Annotated in this window: 16 protein-coding genes and 2 pseudogenes; 7 read left to right on the forward strand and 11 right to left on the reverse strand. The window is 72.9% G+C overall.

From position 1 onward, the window contains the following. Positions 1–123: 123 nt before the first annotated feature. The 3 genes from AC0VYN_RS25640 to AC0VYN_RS25650 form a co-directional block, all read right to left on the reverse strand. Positions 124–1083: an SPFH domain-containing protein gene (locus AC0VYN_RS25640; RefSeq protein WP_385467539.1), complete on the reverse strand. Its 960-nt coding sequence runs from the start codon at positions 1081–1083 to the stop codon at positions 124–126. A gap of 173 nt (positions 1084–1256) precedes the next feature. Beyond that, positions 1257–1688 (reverse strand): NfeD family protein, encoded by a 432-nt coding sequence (locus AC0VYN_RS25645; RefSeq protein ID WP_385467542.1) that lies wholly within the window; start codon positions 1686–1688, stop codon positions 1257–1259. A 53-nt stretch (positions 1689–1741) separates the two neighbouring features. Then, entirely contained in the window at positions 1742–2539 is a 798-nt protein-coding gene (locus tag AC0VYN_RS25650; RefSeq protein ID WP_475532860.1) for an ABC transporter ATP-binding protein, read from the reverse strand. Between the two features lie 152 nt (positions 2540–2691). Between AC0VYN_RS25650 and AC0VYN_RS25655 the strand changes: the two genes are divergently transcribed. Continuing rightward, a complete protein-coding gene (locus tag AC0VYN_RS25655; RefSeq protein ID WP_475532861.1) occupies positions 2692–3471 on the forward strand; it encodes a hypothetical protein in 780 nt (259 codons plus the stop codon). A gap of 209 nt (positions 3472–3680) precedes the next feature. Here AC0VYN_RS25655 and chpE read toward each other — a convergent pair whose 3' ends face one another. From chpE to AC0VYN_RS25670, 3 genes are all read right to left on the reverse strand, one after another. Then, complete coding sequence (gene chpE / locus AC0VYN_RS25660) at positions 3681–3926, reverse strand: chaplin ChpE (RefSeq protein ID WP_451690204.1); 246 nt, start codon at positions 3924–3926, stop codon at positions 3681–3683. Positions 3927–4099: 173 nt separating this feature from the next. Further along, positions 4100–4741, reverse strand: coding sequence for a response regulator (locus tag AC0VYN_RS25665; RefSeq protein ID WP_475532862.1), 642 nt, complete (start codon positions 4739–4741; stop codon positions 4100–4102). Beyond that, the gene (locus AC0VYN_RS25670) at positions 4734–5912 is read right to left on the reverse strand and encodes a GAF domain-containing sensor histidine kinase (RefSeq protein WP_475532863.1); all 1179 of its coding nucleotides are present in this window, start codon (positions 5910–5912) and stop codon (positions 4734–4736) included. Before AC0VYN_RS25670 ends, AC0VYN_RS25665 begins: the two co-directional genes overlap by 8 nt. 160 nt (positions 5913–6072) lie before the next feature. Between AC0VYN_RS25670 and AC0VYN_RS25675 the strand changes: the two are divergent. The 3 genes and pseudogenes from AC0VYN_RS25675 to AC0VYN_RS25685 all read left to right on the forward strand — a co-directional run. After that, positions 6073–6524, forward strand: a pseudogene (locus tag AC0VYN_RS25675) (SDR family NAD(P)-dependent oxidoreductase); the annotation flags it as partial. Between the two features lie 60 nt (positions 6525–6584). Then, positions 6585–6901 (forward strand): annotated as a pseudogene (locus AC0VYN_RS25680) (S-adenosylmethionine:tRNA ribosyltransferase-isomerase); the annotation flags it as partial. Positions 6902–7201: 300 nt separating this feature from the next. Then, the gene (locus tag AC0VYN_RS25685; protein WP_475532864.1) at positions 7202–7951 is read left to right on the forward strand and encodes a transglycosylase SLT domain-containing protein; all 750 of its coding nucleotides are present in this window, start codon (positions 7202–7204) and stop codon (positions 7949–7951) included. 95 nt (positions 7952–8046) lie between these two features. Here AC0VYN_RS25685 and AC0VYN_RS25690 read toward each other — a convergent pair whose 3' ends face one another. Further along, positions 8047–10638: an ABC transporter ATP-binding protein/permease gene (locus AC0VYN_RS25690; protein WP_475532865.1), complete on the reverse strand. Its 2592-nt coding sequence runs from the start codon at positions 10636–10638 to the stop codon at positions 8047–8049. Positions 10639–10879: 241 nt separating this feature from the next. On the opposite strand from AC0VYN_RS25690, the gene AC0VYN_RS25695 reads away from it, so the two are divergent. Continuing rightward, positions 10880–12778 carry a streptophobe family protein gene (locus AC0VYN_RS25695; protein ID WP_475532866.1) on the forward strand — a complete coding sequence of 633 codons (1899 nt, stop codon included), beginning with the start codon at positions 10880–10882 and terminating at the stop codon, positions 12776–12778. Positions 12779–12987: 209 nt separating this feature from the next. Beyond that, entirely contained in the window at positions 12988–14229 is a 1242-nt protein-coding gene (gene serB, locus AC0VYN_RS25700; RefSeq protein ID WP_385467571.1) for a phosphoserine phosphatase SerB, read from the forward strand. A 102-nt stretch (positions 14230–14331) separates the two neighbouring features. On the opposite strand, the gene AC0VYN_RS25705 is transcribed toward serB, so the two are convergent. The 4 genes from AC0VYN_RS25705 to AC0VYN_RS25720 form a co-directional block, all read right to left on the reverse strand. Then, positions 14332–14850, reverse strand: coding sequence for a SixA phosphatase family protein (locus AC0VYN_RS25705; protein ID WP_475532867.1), 519 nt, complete (start codon positions 14848–14850; stop codon positions 14332–14334). A 123-nt stretch (positions 14851–14973) separates the two neighbouring features. Continuing rightward, positions 14974–15180, reverse strand: a complete 207-nt coding sequence (locus tag AC0VYN_RS25710) for a hypothetical protein (RefSeq protein ID WP_475532868.1) — start codon at positions 15178–15180, stop codon at positions 14974–14976. Positions 15181–15351: 171 nt separating this feature from the next. Further along, positions 15352–15468: an SGM_5486 family transporter-associated protein gene (locus AC0VYN_RS25715; protein WP_385467579.1), complete on the reverse strand. Its 117-nt coding sequence runs from the start codon at positions 15466–15468 to the stop codon at positions 15352–15354. A gap of 34 nt (positions 15469–15502) precedes the next feature. Further along, positions 15503–16846, reverse strand: coding sequence for a CynX/NimT family MFS transporter (locus AC0VYN_RS25720; RefSeq protein WP_475536991.1), 1344 nt, complete (start codon positions 16844–16846; stop codon positions 15503–15505). A gap of 71 nt (positions 16847–16917) precedes the next feature. Here AC0VYN_RS25720 and AC0VYN_RS25725 point away from each other — a divergent pair, with 71 nt between their 5' ends. Continuing rightward, positions 16918–17631, forward strand: a complete 714-nt coding sequence (locus AC0VYN_RS25725) for a FadR/GntR family transcriptional regulator (protein WP_475532869.1) — start codon at positions 16918–16920, stop codon at positions 17629–17631. Positions 17632–17719: the final 88 nt, after the last annotated feature.

Consider the following 17719-nt stretch of genomic DNA (forward strand, 5'->3'; position numbering starts at 1 on the left):
CGGGTCGGGCCGCGTTACGGCTCACGGTCGCGTGCGGCCGGTCCCGTCTGCGCGGCTCAGCCGCATGTCGGCACGTCCCCCGCACCTCCGAGGGGTGCGGGGGACGTCGTTCCAGGGAGTCCGTCAGTCGATGCTCGGCTTCTCGCGGCGTTCCTGGGCGGGGACCGAGCCGCTCGCGGTGCCGCCGCCGCTGCCCGAACCGCCGCCCAGGCCGCCGAAGTTGCCCATGGCGCCGGACAGTCCCTTGAGGGCGTCGCCGATCTCGCTGGGGACGATCCAGAGCTTGTTGGCGTCGCCCTCGGCGATCTTCGGCAGCATCTGGAGGTACTGGTAGGAGAGCAGCTTCTGGTCCGGGTCGCCGGCGTGGATCGCCTCGAAGACCGTACGGACGGCCTGGGCCTCGCCCTCGGCGCGCAGCGCCGCGGCCTTGGCCTCACCTTCGGCGCGCAGGATCTGGGATTGCTTCTCGCCCTCGGCGCGCAGGATCTCGGACTGCCGGACACCTTCGGCCTGGAGGATCGCGGCGCGCTTGTCCCGGTCGGCGCGCATCTGCTTCTCCATCGAGTCCTGGATGGAGGTGGGCGGCTCGATGGCCTTGAGCTCGACGCGGTTGACGCGGATGCCCCACTTGCCGGTGGCCTCGTCGAGGACGCCGCGCAGGGCCGCGTTGATCTCCTCGCGGGAGGTCAGGGTCCGCTCGAGGTCCATGCCGCCGATGATGTTGCGCAGGGTGGTGACGGTGAGCTGCTCGATCGCCTGGATGTAGCTGGCGACCTCGTATGTCGCGGCGCGGGCGTCGGTCACCTGGTAGTAGATGACGGTGTCGATGTTGACGACCAGGTTGTCCTGGGTGATGACCGGCTGCGGCGGGAAGGGGACGACCTGTTCGCGCAGGTCGATGCGGTTGCGGATGGTGTCGATGAAGGGGACGACGATGTTGAGTCCCGCGTTCAGCGTCCGCGTGTAGCGGCCGAAGCGCTCGACGATGGCGGCGCTGGCCTGTGGAATGACCTGGATGGTCTTGATCAGGGCGATGAAGACCAACACCACCAGGATGATCAGAACGATGATGACCGGTTGCATCGTGGCTCCGCGTCCCCTTCTCCGCCTGGGCGCTTCGGCGGATATCCATGACCCTGTCGGTCCTGGTGACCCTGATGACTGCTGATCCTACGACTGTTGAAGATCTTGCTGGTCGAGTCTGACAGACCGTCGCACGACTCGGGGTGCGTTCGGTCCGTTTGCGTCGAGCGGGGTCACATGATGATCGCCGTGGCCCCCTCGATGTCCACGACGTCCACTTCCTGGCCTTCCTCGTAGGCGCGGCCGGTGTCGAGTGCGCGTGCCGACCAGACCTCGCCGGCGAGTTTGATCCGGCCGCCGTTGCCGTCGACCCGCTCGAGCACCACGGCCTGTCTGCCCTTCAGGGCGTCGACGCCGGTGGCGAGTTGGGGCCGTTGGGAACGGTGCTTGGCGGCGACGGGCCGCACCACGGCGATGAGGGCTACCGAGACGAGGACGAAGACGAGTACCTGGACGACGAGTCCGGCCCCGACTCCGGAGGCGACGGCGGCCGCGACCGCGCCGACGGCGAGCATCCCGAACTCCGGCATCGCGGTCACCACGAGCGGGATTCCGAGCGCTGCCGCGGCGACGAGCCACCACACCCATGCGTCGATGTCGTTCACGTGGTCATGGTAGGTCCGTGACACGTACGGGGGACAGGGCGCACGGGGGGCGGTCAGGAGAGGGGCAGCCCCTGGGCGGTCCAGCGGTCGCCGACCTGCTCGACGACGAGCGGGAGGCCGAAGCAGAGGGACAGGTTGCGGGAGGTGAGCTCGAGTTCCAGGGGGCCCGCGGCCAGGACCTTGCCCTGACGGATCATCAGGACGTGGGTGAAGCCCGGGGCGATCTCCTCGACATGGTGGGTGACCATGATCATCGAGGGGGCGATGGGGTCGCGGGCGAGGCGGCCGAGGCGGCGGACGAGGTCCTCGCGGCCGCCGAGGTCGAGGCCGGCGGCCGGCTCGTCCAGGAGCAGCAGCTCGGGGTCGGTCATCAGGGCGCGGGCGATCAGCGTGCGCTTGCGCTCGCCCTCGGAGAGGGTGCCGAACCTGCGGTCCAGGTACTCGGTCATGCCGAGGCGGTCGAGGAAGGCGCGGGCGCGCTGCTCGTCGATGTCCTCGTACTCCTCCTGCCAGCCGGCGGTCATGCCGTAGGCGGCGGTCAGCACGGTCTGCAGGACGGTCTGGCGCTTGGGCAGCTTGTCGGCCATGGCGATGCCGGCCATGCCGATGCGCGGGCGCAGCTCGAAGACGTCGGTGCCGGGCCGGCCGAGGGTCTCGCCGAGGATGGCGGCGGTGCCCGTGCTGGGGTAGAGGTAGCTGGACGCGACGTTGAGGAGGGTGGTCTTGCCGGCGCCGTTGGGGCCGAGGATGACCCAGCGCTCGCCCTCCTTGACCGACCAGGAGACCTGGTCCACCAGAGCCCGGCCCTCCCGGACCACGGATACGTCCTGAAGCTCCAGAACATCGCTCATGAGCGCAGTGTCTCCCCTTGCAGTGTGGCCGGTCTCGGCTGTCGCGTACGCCTGTGGCTCGGGCCGCCGCGCCGGTGGGCGCAGGCCCTCCAGGAAATCTACGCCACCGGTCGGCTTCGCTGTTCCATCGGTCCGGTCCTTAGGGTGGGGGCATGCTCTCGGAACCACGCGCAGGGCGCCTTGCCGCCTGGGGAAATGCCCTTCTTGCCGGAATCGTCCCGCCTGATGACGCCGCGGTGGCGATCGTCGGGGAGGACGCGGTGCACCGGGTGGAGGGGCTGCCGGGCGAGGCGGGGCCCGTCGGTCTCACGCTGGCCCTCGGGCGGTTGCGGGCGCTCGGAGCGACCGGGCTGCGGGTCGCGCTGCCCGCTCCGGGACATCCGCTGGGGCTGAGCGGGCCGCCGGAGTTCAACGCGCGGGCGCTGGAGGCCGAGGAGGCGGTGGTCTGTCATGGGGCCGCGCTGGGGCTGGTGCCGGAGGTGTACGGGGCCGGGCCCTCGGGTGATGTGCACGTCGAGGTGGTCTGGCACTGCCTGCCGGTGCGGGAGGCTCCGCCGGCGGACGTGCCGTCGCTCGGAGAGGCGGAGCGGGAGCTGGCGGAGGCGCTGCGGGACGCGACGGAGGTGCTGACGCGGTTGGACGTCGCCGGGTCGGGTCCGGTGGCGGAGGCGGCGGTGGCGGCGTACCGGGTGCGTGCCGAGCGGGGGCGGGAGGTGCTGGCGCCGGGGTATCCGCCGCGGGCGGTGCGGGTGCTGGAGCTGGCGCAGCGGGTGGGGGCGCTGGTGGCGCTGGCGTACGAGAACGGGCACGGGGGTGCGGTGAGCGCGTCGGAGATGGCGGCGCGGGGGGAGGCGCTGCGGCCGGTGGAGCGGACGGCTCGGCGGGCGCAGGTCGCGGCGTACAACTCCGTTGTGGAGGAGCGGGAGCGGTGACGTCCCTTGGTGGGTGCCCGGCGTCGGCGTGACACGGGGGTGGGGTGCGCGGCCCGGCGCTGACGGGGTGCCGCCTGCGCCCACCCGTGCCGCCCCAGCGGCACGACTGCCCGCAGGCTGGGCGGGGAGGGCGGGACGGCTGACCGCGGGGCCGTGGGTGCGTGTGGCCTCCCGGGTGGGGCGGGAGGCCGGGGGCGTGGGGCGTGGGGTCAGCGGTTGAGGCCCAGGTTGCCGAAGGCCGGGTTCAGCAGGCCGATGACGTTGACGCTGTTGCCGACGGCGTTCACCGGGATGTGGACCGGCGCCTGGATCACGTTGCCCGAGACGACGCCCGGGGAACCGACGGCCTGACCGTGGGCGTGGGAGCCGTCGGTGGCGGAGGCCATGCCCGCGCCGGCGGCGATCAGCCCGCCGGCCACCATCGTCACGGCCGCTGCCTTCTTCAGGTTCTTCACGTGCGAAACCCTCCCTAGCGATGGCCGCGGCACTCGCCGCGGCACGCACTGGAGAACGGCCCGGCGCGCAGAAGGATGCGCCATGTGGGTGACATTCCCACGACGGTATGAATCTCCGACCGGAGGGGAACCCTCCAGGCCGCCGCGGCGTACCGGCCGGGCCGTCAGGCAGGTCAGCCGGCCACACCGTGGCGTACGGCCCACAGCGCGGCCTGGGTGCGGTCCGCCAGGTCGAGTTTCATCAGGATGTTCGAGACGTGGGTCTTCACGGTCTTCTCGGAGAGGACCAGCGCCCGGGCGATCTCCCGGTTGGACCGGCCGTCCGCTATCAGGCCCAGCACCTCCCGCTCCCGTTCGGTGAGGGAATTCCCTCTCCCCTGGCCGGAGCCGCCCTCCTCCTGGGACAGAAGGGCGCCCGCGATCTCGGGCTGGAGCAGGATGTGCCCGGCGCGGACGGAGCGGATGGCGCCGGCCAGCGCGTCGGGGTCGACGTCCTTGTAGACGTAGCCCGCCGCGCCCGCCCGCAGGGCCGGGACGACGGTGCGCTGCTCGGTGAAGCTGGTGACGATCAGCACGCGCGCGGGGTTGTCCAGCTCGCGGAGCCGGCGCAGCGCCTCGACGCCGTCCATGCCCGGCATCTTGACGTCCATGAGGATCACGTCGGGTTTGAGCTGCTCGGCGCGTTCGACGCCCTCGGCGCCGTCGGCGGCCTCGCCCACGACCACGATGTCGTTCTGCACCTCCAGGAACGTGCGCAGCCCCCGGCGGACCACCTGGTGGTCGTCGACGAGCAGCACCTTGATCGCATCAGCCACCGGGAACCTCCATCTCGATCGTGGTGCCCCGGCCGGGGGCCGACTCCACGGTCAGCCTGCCGCCGGCGCCGTTCGCCCGGTCCCGCATCGAGACCAGGCCGAGGTGTCGTCCCGCACGGCGCACCGCGCGCGGGTCGAAGCCGCCGCCGTCGTCGGTGACCCGCAGCACGGCTCCGGGGCCGCGCCGGTCCAGGGTCACGCCGACGTGTTCCGCTCCGGAGTGGCGCAGCGCGTTGTGCAGCGCCTCCTGGGCGACGCGCAGCACGGCCTCCTCCTGGGCGGCGGGCAGTGCCTTCACCCCGTGTCCGGCGAAGGTCACGCGCGCGGTGTGGGCCCGGTCGAGGACCTGGATCTGGGTACGGAGGGTGGCGACGAGCCCGTCCTCGTCCAGGGCGGCGGGGCGCAGCTCCACGACGGCGGCGCGCAGCTCGTCGGCGGCCTCCGCGGCGAGCGCGGCGACCTGCTGGAGCTCGCCCTTGGCGCGTGCGGGGTCGCGGTCGACCAGGGTGGCGGCGGCCTGGGCGGTCAGGCGCAGCGAGAACAGCTTCTGGCTGACGGCGTCGTGCAGGTCGTGGGCGAGGCGGGAGCGTTCCTCGGCGATGGTCAGCTCGCGGCTGCGCTCGTAGAGGCGGGCGTTGGTGAGGGCGATCGCGGCGTGCTGGGCGAGGATGCCGAGCAGCTCCTCGTCCTCCTCGGTGAAGCCGCAGCCGCCACGGGGCTTCTCGTACGGGGGGTGTGGGGGGTGCCCCCCGACAGGGCGCAGCTTGTTCGCCAGGAACAGGGCGCCGATGACCTCGTCGCCGTCCCGGATCGGCAGGCCCAGGAAGTCGGCCAGATCGGGGTGGGCGGACGGCCAGCCCTCGAAGCGGGGGTCCTTGCGGACGTCGGCGAGGCGCTCGGGGCGGGCCTCGCGCAGCATCGCGGCGAGGATGCCGTGCTGGCGCGGGAGGGGCCCGATGGCCTTCCACTGCTCGTCGCTGACGCCGTCGACCACGAACTGCGCGAAGCCGCCGTGGTCGTCGGGGACGCCGAGGGCCGCGTACTGGGCGTCGAGCAGCTCGCGGGCCGAGGCGACGATCGTCTTGAGGACGTCGCGCACCTCGAGGTGCCTGCTCATGGCCAGCAGCGCGGAGCTCACCGCGGCGAGGCCGGACCGGGGGCCGTGACTCATGTCCTCACGGTACCGGCGGGCCGTGACGGCGCGGATCGGACCCGTGACGGCCTCCGCCCGGGACTCCGGACCTAGGTCTTCGGGTCCAGGACCGGGGTCCGGGTCGCGGGGCCCGGAGCGAAGGGCCCCGCGCGGTTGCGGCCCGTGCCCGAGGCCGTTCAGTAACGCCAGTGCACTGGGCGCGGAGCCGCTGGCGCGGCTGGAGGAGCTGCCGCTGGGCGGGCTGCGCCGGGCGCTGGAGGTGAACACGGTGGCCGCGCTGGGTCTGGTGCAGGAGGCGCTGCCGCTGCTGCGGTCGGCCGCGGCGGGCACGGTGGTCACGGTCGGCTCGGACGCCGCCGCCGAGGCCTACGAGACGTGGGCGGTTACGGGGCGTCCAAGGCGGCCCTGGACCAGCGGGCGGCGGTGCTGGCCGCCGAGGAGCCGGGGCTGCGGGTGTGGGCGGTGGACCCCGGGGACATGGCGACGGACCTGTACGCGGCGGCCGTACCGGACGGCGACGGTCCGCGACCCGACCCGGCGGAGGTCGTCCCGGCGCTGCTGCGGCTGCTGGACGAGCGGCCGGCGAGCGGGCGCTACGCGGCTCCGGCGCTGCTGGAGGGACGGCGGTGACGCCGACGACGGGGTCCCCCGCGCGCGGGCCGGTACGGGCGTGGGGGAAGGTGCACGAGGAGAGCCGTGCGGGCGGTGGAGTCGGCGGCCGGTGACGACGGGGTCGTACGGGCCCGGGAGGGGTGGACCGGTCTGGTCGTCACCCCGGAGCGCGGGGTGCGGGTGGTGGACGGGCTGCTGACCGGGCTGCACGAGCCGGAGGCGTCGCATCTGCTGATGCTGGAGGCGGTGGCGGGACGTGCGGCGATCGACCGCGGCTACGAGGCGGCGCTGGCGGGGCGCTACCTGTGGCACGAGTTCGGAGACGTCCACCTCCTGCCGTAGGAGGGGCCCGGAAACCCCCTCACCCATCGCATTGCTCAAGCAACTGGCAGTGAGATGGCTGTGCCCCCGATGTGAGCCCCCGCATAGGGTGCACGTCACGTACGAAGCGGAGTAGGAGAACGACTCGTCCGTTTTGAGCGGGCCTACGGTCCTGTCTGCCCTGTTTTGCCGGACCCTGATCCACTACCCGGGATCGTACGTCACACCTTTGCCTCCCGATTTTGCGGCCGCTAAGAATTGCTCTCGTCGCTCAGTGCGGCGGGTTTGGCCCCGCAGCGCTTGTGCCCCGGAAGCACCCCTGTCCCCACCGGACGAGAGCGACCTCCGCGCTACTCGAAGAGGTCTATCCCGCCATGCCCAAGAACATCCTCACCCGTGGTTATCGTCGTTCCCTGGACCGCGTTCAGCAGCTGAACCGCGCCCAGAAGGCAGCGGTCGCCGGCGTCGGCACGCTCGGCGTCACCGCCGTCGCCCTCGCCGCGTTCCCGGCCGGCGCGCAGACGACGACCACGAGCGAGGCCGCTCCGGCGGCCAAGGTGGCGTACAGCAGCCAGCAGCAGATCAAGGACGTGCACGCCGGCGTCGCCGATCAGCTCGCCGGTGCCAGCCAGAAGGTCGCGGCGATCGAGGCGAAGAAGGAGGCGGCCGCGAAGCAGGTCGCCGCCCAGCAGAAGGCGGCCGCCGCGAAGAAGGCCGCTGCGAAGAAGGCCGCCGCCCAGCGCGAGGCGAAGGAGACCGCGAGCCGGTCCGCCAAGCGCACCGAGGTCAAGAAGGTCTCCTACCCGAACAACCTCGACGGCTGGATCCGCGAGGCCAAGTCCATCATGGCCAAGCACGACATCCCGGGCACCTACAGCGGCATCCACCGCAACATCATCCGGGAGTCCTCCGGCAACCCGAAGGCCATCAACGACTGGGACATCAACGCCATCAACGGCATCCCGTCGAAGGGCCTGCTCCAGGTCATCCCGCCGACGTTCAAGGCCTACCACGTGCCCGGTACGTCCTGGAACATCTACGACCCGGTCGCCAACATCGCCGCGGCCTGCAACTACGCCGCGGACAAGTACGGCTCGATGGACAACGTCGACAGCGCGTACTGAGGTCGGCGCGGACCTCTTCACGCCGACGCTCCGCCGAACGCCGAAGGGCGGCACCCTCCTGACGGGGTGCCGCCCTTCGGGGCGTGAGGCCGGACCTACTTGCGCATGACCTCGGGCTCGTGGCGGCGCAGGAAGCGCGCCACGAAGAAGCCGCAGATCACGCCGAGGGCGATCAGCGCGGCCATGTCCAGGCCCCAGGCGCCGGCGGAGTGCTCCCACAGCGGGTCCGTCCCGGCACCCTCCTCGGGCGGGCTGATCCGGTTGAAGTCCAGCGTGGCACCGGCGGCGGCGACCGCCCAGCGGGACGGCATCAGGTACGAGAACTGGTTGACGCCGACCGCGCCGTTCAGGGCGAAGAGACAGCCGGTGAAGACGACCTGGATGATCGCGAACATGACCAGCAGCGGCATGGTCTTCTCCGCGGTCTTCACCAGCGACGAGATGATCAGACCGAACATCATCGAGGTGAAGCCCAGCGCCATGATCGGCAGCGAGAGCTCGATCATCGTGGCGCTGCCGAGGATCAGGCCCTCCTGCGGGATCTCCCGGCCGGCGAACCCGATCACGCCGACCAGCAGACCCTGGAAGACGGTGATCACACCGAGCACGAACACCTTCGACATCAGGTACGCGGAGCGTGACAGGCCGGTCGCGCGCTCCCGCTCGTAGATGACCCGCTCCTTGATCAGCTCACGGACGGAGTTCGCGGCACCGGCGAAGCAGGCGCCGACCGCGAGGATCAGCAGGACGGTGGTGGCGGTGCCGTTCGGGATGATCCGGCCGGTCTTCGGGTTGGCCGGGTTGGGCAGCAGGCCCTTGTCCGCGTCGATGAGCAGGCTCACCGCGCCGAGCACGGCCGGCAGGATCACCATCAGGGCGAGGAAGCCCTTGTCGGAGGCGATCACCGAGGTGTAGCGGCGCACCAGCGTGACGAACTGCGACATCCAGCCCTGCGGCTTGGGCGGCTTCATCGCCTGCATCGGCGGGACCTGTACGGACTGCGGCGCGACCGCGTCGATGTCCGCGGCGTACATCTGGTAGTGCTGCGAGCCCTTCCAGCGGCCCGCCCAGTCGTAGTCGCGGTAGTTCTCGAAGGCGGAGAAGACGTCGGCCCAGGTGTCGTAGCCGAAGAAGTTCAGCGCCTCCTCGGGCGGACCGAAGTAGGCGACGGAACCGCCGGGGGCCATCACCAGCAGCTTGTCGCAGATCGCCAGCTCGGCCACCGAGTGGGTGACGACGAGGACGGTGCGGCCGTCGTCGGCGAGGCCGCGCAGCAGCTGCATGACGTCGCGGTCCATGCCCGGGTCGAGGCCCGAGGTGGGCTCGTCCAGGAAGATCAGCGACGGCTTGGTCAGCAGCTCCAGGGCGACGGACACGCGCTTGCGCTGGCCGCCGGACAGGGAGGTGACCTTCTTGTCCTTGTGGATGTCGAGCTTGAGCTCGCGCAGCACCTCGTCGATGCGGGCGTCGCGCTCCGCACCGGTGGTGTCGGCCGGGAAGCGCAGCTTGGCCGCGTACTTCAGGGCCTTCTTGACGGTCAGCTCCTTGTGCAGGATGTCGTCCTGCGGGACCAGACCGATGCGCTGGCGCAGCTCGGCGAACTGCTTGTACAGGTTCCGGTTGTCGTAGAGGACCTCGCCCTGGTCGGCGGGCCGGTAGCCGGTGAGCGCCTTGAGCAGGGTCGACTTGCCGGAGCCGGACGGGCCGATGACCGCGATCAGCGACTTCTCGGGGACTCCGAAGGAGACGTCCTTGAGGATCTGCTTGCCGCCGTCGACCGTGACGGTCAGGTGGCGGGCGGAGAAGGACACCTCACCGGTGTCGACGAACTCCTCGAGCCGGTCGCCGACGATGCGGAACGTCGAGTGGCCGACGCCGACGACGTCGGTCGGGCCGAGCAGCTGGGAGCCGCCCTTGGTGATCGGCTGGCCGTTGACGTACGTGCCGTTGTGCGAACCGAGGTCGCGGATCTCCATGCGGCCGTCGGGCGTCGCGTGGAACTCGGCGTGGTTGCGGGAGACCTGGAGGTCGGAGACGACCAGGTCATTCTCCAGGGCACGGCCGATGCGCATGACGCGGCCGAGCGAGAACTGGTGGAACGTGGTCGGGCTGCGGTCCCCGTACACCGGCGGCGCCCCCGCCGCGCCGCCGGGTACGTGCTGCTGGGGGAAGTGCGCCGCGGCCTGCTGCGGCTGCGGTGCGGGCTGCTGCTGCGGTGCGGCCTGTTGCGGCTGCTGCCAGCCGGCCTGGTGCGGCACCTGCGCCTGCTGCGGCGGGGTCTGCTGCCGCGGCGGCTCCTGCACGGGTGCCTGCTGCGCCCAGCCCGCGTTCGCGCCCTGCGCGGCGTACGGCTGGTGCTGCTGCGGCTGGGCCTGCGGCGTGCCGGCGGCGGACTGAGCGGCGGTCAGGCTGAGGCGCGGTCCGTCGGTCGCGTTGCCCAGGTTCACCACCGTGCCGGCGCCGAGTTCCATGTGCTGGATCCGCCGGCCGTGCACGAACGTGCCGTTGGTGCTGCCGTGGTCCTCCACGACCCAACTGCGGCCGTTGAAGGTGATCGTGGCGTGTCGCCAGGACACCCTGGCGTCGTCGAAGACGAGCTCCCCCTGCGGATCGCGCCCGAGCGCGTAGGACCGGGACGGATCGAGCGTCCAGGTCCGTCCATTTGATTCCAGTACGAGTTCCGGCACTCCATGCCCCACTGAGTTGTCCCCCGAATTGCCCCCGTCGCGGGGAGTCTAGGGATGTCGAACATCGGGGGGAACTATTCCAGGCCCGGCCCTCTGACCGAAAGTCGGGCCTTGTGAAAACCGGGCGCACGCCCACCGGCCGTTTCCGTTGACGGGGTTGAAACCTGCCCGGAGAGTGGTAATCCACGCGAGGGGGGACATGCGCGGCAACCCCACCGCGCCGCGGATCGGGGGGTCTGCCATGAGCGCGTGCACGAGCGCCGGGAACGAGGGGTACGGCACGAGGATGCCGTGGGCGGACGTGGTGCTGTCCGCGATCGCCTCCGTGAGCTGGGCGTTGATCGGCATGGCCGGGACCGCGGCGCTCGGTCTGCATCTACTGGACGCGGATACGGAGGGCGCCCTGGGGCCGATGACGGCGGCGGCCGTGGCGCTCGGCGCAGGTGGGTCGGTCACGCCGTCCGGCGATGTGTCCGCCTTCGGACTGAAAGGCGCCGAGGCGCACACGGCCATCGAGATCACGCCACTGGGCGTGGGTCTCGTCGGTGCGGTGCTGCTGTCGTTCTTCTTCCTGCGTTCCCTGCGGGCGGCGGGAGTTGTGGTCGCGCCCGGCGAACTGCTGGCCCGCGCGGGCGCGGTGACGGCCCTGTTCGTGGCGATGCTGGGCGGGCTGGCCTGGGCGGGGCACGACGTCGTCACGATCGACGGCGGCTCGCTCGGGCTCGACGACCTGCCCGGTGGCGGGGGCGGCGGGGTGGAGATCCCGGGGCTCGGTGACCTCGGGGACGTGGGCGGGCTGCTGCCCGACCGGGTCGGTGACCTCGTCGGTGCCGAGGCCGCGGTCGGGTTCCGCGTCGAGACCGCGCCGACGCTGCTGGGCGGGCTGGTCTGGTGCGCCGGCGTCCTGCTGATCGCGCTGCTGGCCTCGCGCCGCACTCCCCTGCCGCGCGGGTGGCAGGCCGTGCACCGGGTGGTGCGGCCGGCGGTGTCCGCCCTGGTCACGGTGGCGCTGACGGCGGTGGCGGCGGGGTACGCGGCGGCGGCGTACGCGGCGGTCGGCGACGACCGTCCCCGCCGGATCGCGGGGGCCGCGCTGCTGGGGGCGCCCAACGGTGTCTGGCTGGGCGCGCCGATCGGCCTGTTCGTGCCGTGGGACGGGCGGGTGACCGGTGCGCTGACCCGGTTCCTGCCGGACCCGCTGGACGAGTTGCTGAGCACCGGTGCCGACGAGCCGGTCACGCTCGGACGGCTGGCGGAGCTGGACGGTCGGGTGTGGCTGCTCGGCGTGGCGGCGGTGTCGCTGATGCTGCTGGCGGGGGTGCTGACGGCGGTACGGACGCCGGTCGCTCCGTCCGCCGCCCGCGCCCCGGGTCTCGCCGGGTGGTGCGCGCTGCGGCTGGGGATCGCCACCGCGGTGGCGCTGCCGCTGCTGGCCCGGCTGACGGAGGTGTCCGTGGACGCCTCGCTGTCGGTGCTCGGCATCGACGCGTTCGGTGCCGGCGTCGTCCTGCACGGGAACACCGGCGCGGCGCTGCTCCTGGGCGCCGCGTGGGGCGCGGGCGCGGGGGCCGCCGGGGCGCTGCTGGCCCGGGCGAGCGGAGCGACGGGACGCCGGGCGACCCCACTGGCACGGGATGCCACGGGGACGGGCCCCGCCGGGGCACCGGGGAGCGCGGGGACGGGGCATGGCGGGGCCGACGGGCGCCGCGGGGTCTGCGGGGCGGGGCCGTACGGCTCGGGCTCCAGGTCGCCGTACGGGGATGCCCCGAACGCCGGGAGCGCCGGCCAGGCGTCGCGCGCCGCCCCTCCGTACGGGTCGCCGGGGCCGTACGGGCCGGGCGGGGTGCCGTATCGGCCGCCGCACCCGGACACCAACCCCTACCTGCGCGCGCCGGAGGACGCCCGGCCCGCGGACGCGGGGGCGGCCGCGCCGGGCGAGCGGCCGGCCGACGACGGGGACGACCTGTACGGCGCCGAGACCGTGGTCGGCCCGCTGGACCCGTCCCCGCGTCGCCCGGAGCGGCCACCGCGCTCCGGGGAACGGCCCGGGGGCCGTCCGTCGTCCCGGTGGGGCGAAGGCCCCCCGCCGCCGCAGCCCCCGCCGCCGGCGCCGCCACGGGGGCCGAGGGGCGGGCAGTGATCCGTCGCCCGCGCCTGGGCGGGAAGGCCGGGACGACCGGCGGGCGCCTCCCGGGCCGGGCGGCGGTGCCGGCGGGACGCCGGTTCCCACGCCCCGCGGCCGTGCGGTCCGGTCACCTCCGGTCCACCCGTGCGTCGCCGATCGTTCCGTGTCCGCCAGGCGGACCTCGCAGGCGGAAGGCACGGCGTGCCGGATACGGTAAGAGCACCATGAGCGCTACGCAGACCTCTGACGTTCCCACTCTTCTCGTCAAGATCTTCGGCAAGGACCGGCCGGGCATCACGGCCGGCCTGTTCGACACCCTCGCCGCCTTCTCCGTCGACGTCGTCGACATCGAGCAGGTCGTCACCCGTGGCCGGATCGTGCTGTGCGCGCTCGTGACCGAGCCGCCCGGGGCGCTGGAGGGTGATCTGCGGGCGACCGTCCACAGCTGGGCGGAGTCGATGAAGATGCAGGCGGAGATCATCTCCGGCCTCGGCGACAACCGGCCGCGCGGCCTCGGCCGCTCCCTGGTGACCGTGCTCGGCCACCCGCTGACCGCGGAGGCGACGGCCGCCATAGCGGCCCGGATCACCGGGACCGGCAGCAACATCGACCGCATCTTCCGGCTCGCCAAGTACCCCGTGACCGCCGTCGAGTTCGCGGTGTCAGGGGTGGAGACCGAGCCCCTGCGCACCGCTCTGGCCACCGAGGCCGCGGCGCTCGGCGTGGACGTCGCGGTGGTCGCGGCCGGCCTGCACCGGCGGGCGCAGCGCCTGGTGGTGATGGACGTGGACTCCACGCTGATCCAGGACGAGGTCATCGAGCTGTTCGCGGCGCACGCGGGCTGCGAGGACAAGGTCGCCGAGGTGACGGCCGCCGCGATGCGCGGGGAGCTGGACTTCGAGCAGTCGCTGCACGCGCGCGTGGCGCTGCTGGCGGGGCTGGACGCCTCGGTGGTGGAGAAGGTGCGCGCCGAGGTGCGGCTGACGCCGGGTGCCCGCACCCTGATCCGCACCCTGAAGCGGCTCGGCTACCAGGTGGGGGTCGTCTCCGGCGGCTTCACCCAGGTCACCGACGATCTGAAGGAGCGGCTGGGGCTGGACTTCGCCCAGGCGAACACGCTGGAGATCGTCGACGGCCGGCTGACGGGCCGGGTCACCGGGGAGATCGTGGACCGGGCGGGCAAGGCGCGGCTGCTGCGCCGGTTCGCCGCCGAGGCGGGCGTGCCGCTGTCGCAGACCGTGGCGATCGGTGACGGCGCCAACGACCTGGACATGCTGAACGCGGCCGGGCTCGGGGTCGCCTTCAACGCCAAGCCGGTGGTGCGCGAGGCGGCGCACACCGCGGTGAACGTGCCGTTCCTGGACACGGTCCTGTACCTGCTGGGCATCACGCGCGAGGAGGTCGAAGCGGCGGACACGCTGGACGACGGCCCCGCCGACGGCCGGGACCCGCTCGACCGGGTCTGACACGCACCGGCCCGTCGTGAGGCCGGAGGGCGGCCTGCCCGCCGGTACCGCGAGGGTCCGGAACCCCGCGCGGATGCCGGGCCCTCGCCGCGTCGGGCCGGGTCAGTCGGTCGGCGCCCAGTAGTCGTCCAGCGAGGCCATGCCCGGCTCCACGGTCTTCCAGGAGCCGGTGAAGGACAGGACGGCGAAGGCGGCGGCCGGGAAGCCGCGGCGGCCCATCCGCTCGCGGACGTCGTCCTCGGCCGAGCCGGCCAGGACCTCGGTGAGCCCCTCCATGCCCGGGTTGTGGCCGATCACCAGCACGTTCCGCAGGTCGTCCGGGGTCTCGTTGAGCAGGGCGATCAGCTCGCCGGGCGAGGCCTCGTAGATCCGCTCCTCGTAGACGGTTTTCGGCCGCTTCGGGAACTCCGCGACGGCGAGCTTCCAGGTCTCGCGGGTCCGCAGCGAGGTGGAGCACAGGGCCTGATCGACGGGGATGCCGGTGTCGGCGAGCCGGCGTCCGGCCTCTGCGGCCTCCTTTCGGCCCCGATCGGCGAGCGGTCGCTCGTGGTCGGACACCTGTGGCCAGTCGGCTTTCGCATGCCGGAAGAGGATGATCCTGCGGGGTTCTGCGACGCTCATGGCATCCAGCTTCGCACGAAACAGGCCACGGGGCGCAGGGAGTTGACATGGGGATTCACCGGGGGAACGCACGACCGGGAGGTGTCGCCGGCCGGTCGCGTGCGCCGGGCCCGCCGTGCGGCGTCAGCGGGCGGTCAGGTGCCGCACCCGTTCCAGGAGGTGCGCGATCACCGGCTCGCCGCCGGCCGCGTGGGCGTCCGAGGGATTGAGCATCAGCAGGAGCAGCGTGACGAAGGCGAGCGCGGGCAGGGCGAGCGCCCACCAGGGCAGCCGCATGTCGAGGCGGCCCCGGGTCGCCGGGTGGGGCCGGGTGTACGTAGGGGCCGGCATGAGTGCCTCCGCTGGTCTTCGGACGTCCCTGGTCCGTGCTCCGCGATCCGTCTGTCGCGGTCACATCTCGAAGCTACGGAAACCGGGGCGCCCGGCCCATCCGGAGGTCCACCCACTCGACCCTGACCCTTGCCCCCTAGGGGACGGGGGGTTAACCCCACCCCCGGTGGGTCACGGCGAGGCGATCGTCGCCACGACGCCGATGACCACGAAGATCGCGAGGATGGCGCCGAAGACGAGCAGCAACTTCTTCTGGCCTTGCTGGGGGTTCGGGTCCAGGACTGGCATGGCCCCAGTCTCGCACCCCGGCCCGGCGCCGCGGTCAGCGGGCCGCCTCCTCCTCCACGGTGCGGTCGCGCCCGGCGAGGACGCCCACCACCATCTGCGGCACCATCAGGGTGGCCATCATCGCGATCGGCAGCCCCCAGCCGCCGCTGTGCTGGTACAGCACGCCCACCAGGAGCGGTCCCGGGATGGAGATGAGGTAGCCGGTGCTCTGGGCGAAGGCGGAGAGCTGGGCGACGCCCGCGCCGCTCCTGGCCCGCATCCCGACCATGGTCAGGGCGAGCGGGAAGGCGCAGTTGGAGACGCCGAGCAGCAGCGCCCAGGCCCAGGCGCCGCCGGCCGGGGCGAGGTACAGCCCGGCGTATCCGGCGAGTCCGCACAGGCCGAGGACGACCACGATGGGGCCCTGCTGGGGCAGGCGGGTGGCGACGCGCGGGATGACGAAGGCCAGCGGGACGCCCATCACCATGATGACGGCCAGCAGCAGACCGGAGGTGCCGGCGGACACTCCCGCGTCCCGGAAGATCTGCGCCGCCCAGCCCATCGTGATGTAGGCGGCGGTGGCCTGGAGGCCGAAGAAGACGGCGAGCGCCCAGGCGGTACGGCTGCGGGTGATCCGCAGGACGGGCTGCCCGGCCGGCCCGTCCGTGCCCGCGGGGGCGATGCGGCCGGCGGTCTCCCGGGCGGCGGGCGCCTTCCGGTCCCGTACGAACGGCAGCCACGGCAGTACGGCCAGGGCGGCCGGCGCGGCCCACACCGCGAGCCCGGGCTGCCAGTCCCCGCCCAGCGCGTTCGTGACGGGCACGGTCGCCGCCGCGGCGATCGAGGTGCCGAAGGCGAGGGCCATCGAGTACAGGCCGGTCATGGAGCCGACGTGGTCGGGGAAGAAGCGCTTGACGATGACCGGCATCAGGACGTTGCTGACGGCGATGCCCATGAGCGCGAGGGCGCTGGCGGCCAGGAAGCCCGCCGTGCCGCCGGCGTACGGGCGGATCAGGAGACCCGCGGCGATGGCGGCCATGCCCGCGCACACCACCGCGCCGGGTCCGAAGCGGCGGGCGAGCCGCGGGGCGGTGACGCCGAAGACGGCGAAGCAGAGCGGCGGGACGGAGGTGAGCAGCCCGGCCACGCTGCCGCTCATGCCGAGCCCGTCGCGGACCTCCTCCAGGAGCGCGCCCAGGCTGGTGATGGCCGGGCGCAGGTTGAGCGCGGCCAGGACGATGCCGAGCGTGAGCAGGCGGGTCGTCCACGTCGTCCATACGCGCGTGCCGGGGTGCCCCGGTTCCGCGGAGCCGCCGGGGCCCCGGGCGTCGGGTGCGGCCGGCTCTCCGACGGTCGTGGAGTCCGGCGTCCGGGTTTCCTCACTAGCCATGAAGCCCATCATAGAATCATGGGATGATTGGTTGTCCACCGCGGCTGGTCCGCCGCGGGATCCGCGTGCGAAGGTGAGCCATGCCCCTGAGCCATCCCCGTCGTTCGGCACTGTCCGAACAGGTCATCACGGCGTTGCGGCAGCAGATCGCCTCGGGCGAGTGGCCGGTCGGCTCGCGCATCCCGACGGAGCCCGAGCTGGTCGAGCAGCTCGGTGTCGCCCGGAACACGGTCCGTGAGGCCGTCCGCGCCCTGGCCCACAACGGGCTGCTGGACATCCGCCAGGGCTCCGGCACCTACGTCGTGGCGACCAGCGAGCTGGCCGGCGTGATGCACCGCCGCTTCGCCGACGCCGACCCGCGGCACATCGCCGAGCTGCGCTCCACGCTGGAGTCGTCGGCCGCCAGACTCGCGGCCGAGCGGCGCACGGAGAAGGACCTCAAGCAGCTCGACGCGCTCCTGGTGCGCCGGGAGGAGGCGTGGGAGTCGGGCGACACCGAGGCGTTCGTGACCGCGGACGCCACCTTCCACCTGGCCGTGGTGGCGGCCTCGCACAACGACGTGATGACCGCGATGTACGCGGATCTCGGCGAGGTGCTGCGGGACTGGCTGCGCGAGGACGTGGGCAGCGAGCTGACGCCGGAGACGCACATGGACCACACCCGGCTGGTCGACGCGATCCGCGCGTCGGACGCGGCGACGGCCGGTCGGGAGGCGGCGGGCTATCCGTTCCTGTGCCGCCCCGGCCGGATCGGCCCGCCCGCCGGTGATGTCAGCCCACCCGCCGGTGGCTGACCCGGGCCGCCCGTACGTCCTTCCGGCACCGCCCGTCCAGCCGCACGGTCCACGCGGGCCCGGCCCCGACCGCCGGCCCGTCGCTGTC

Source organism: Streptomyces sp. 63XJN7_1_ISO-PGPR-S23-121 (assembly GCF_056173025.1).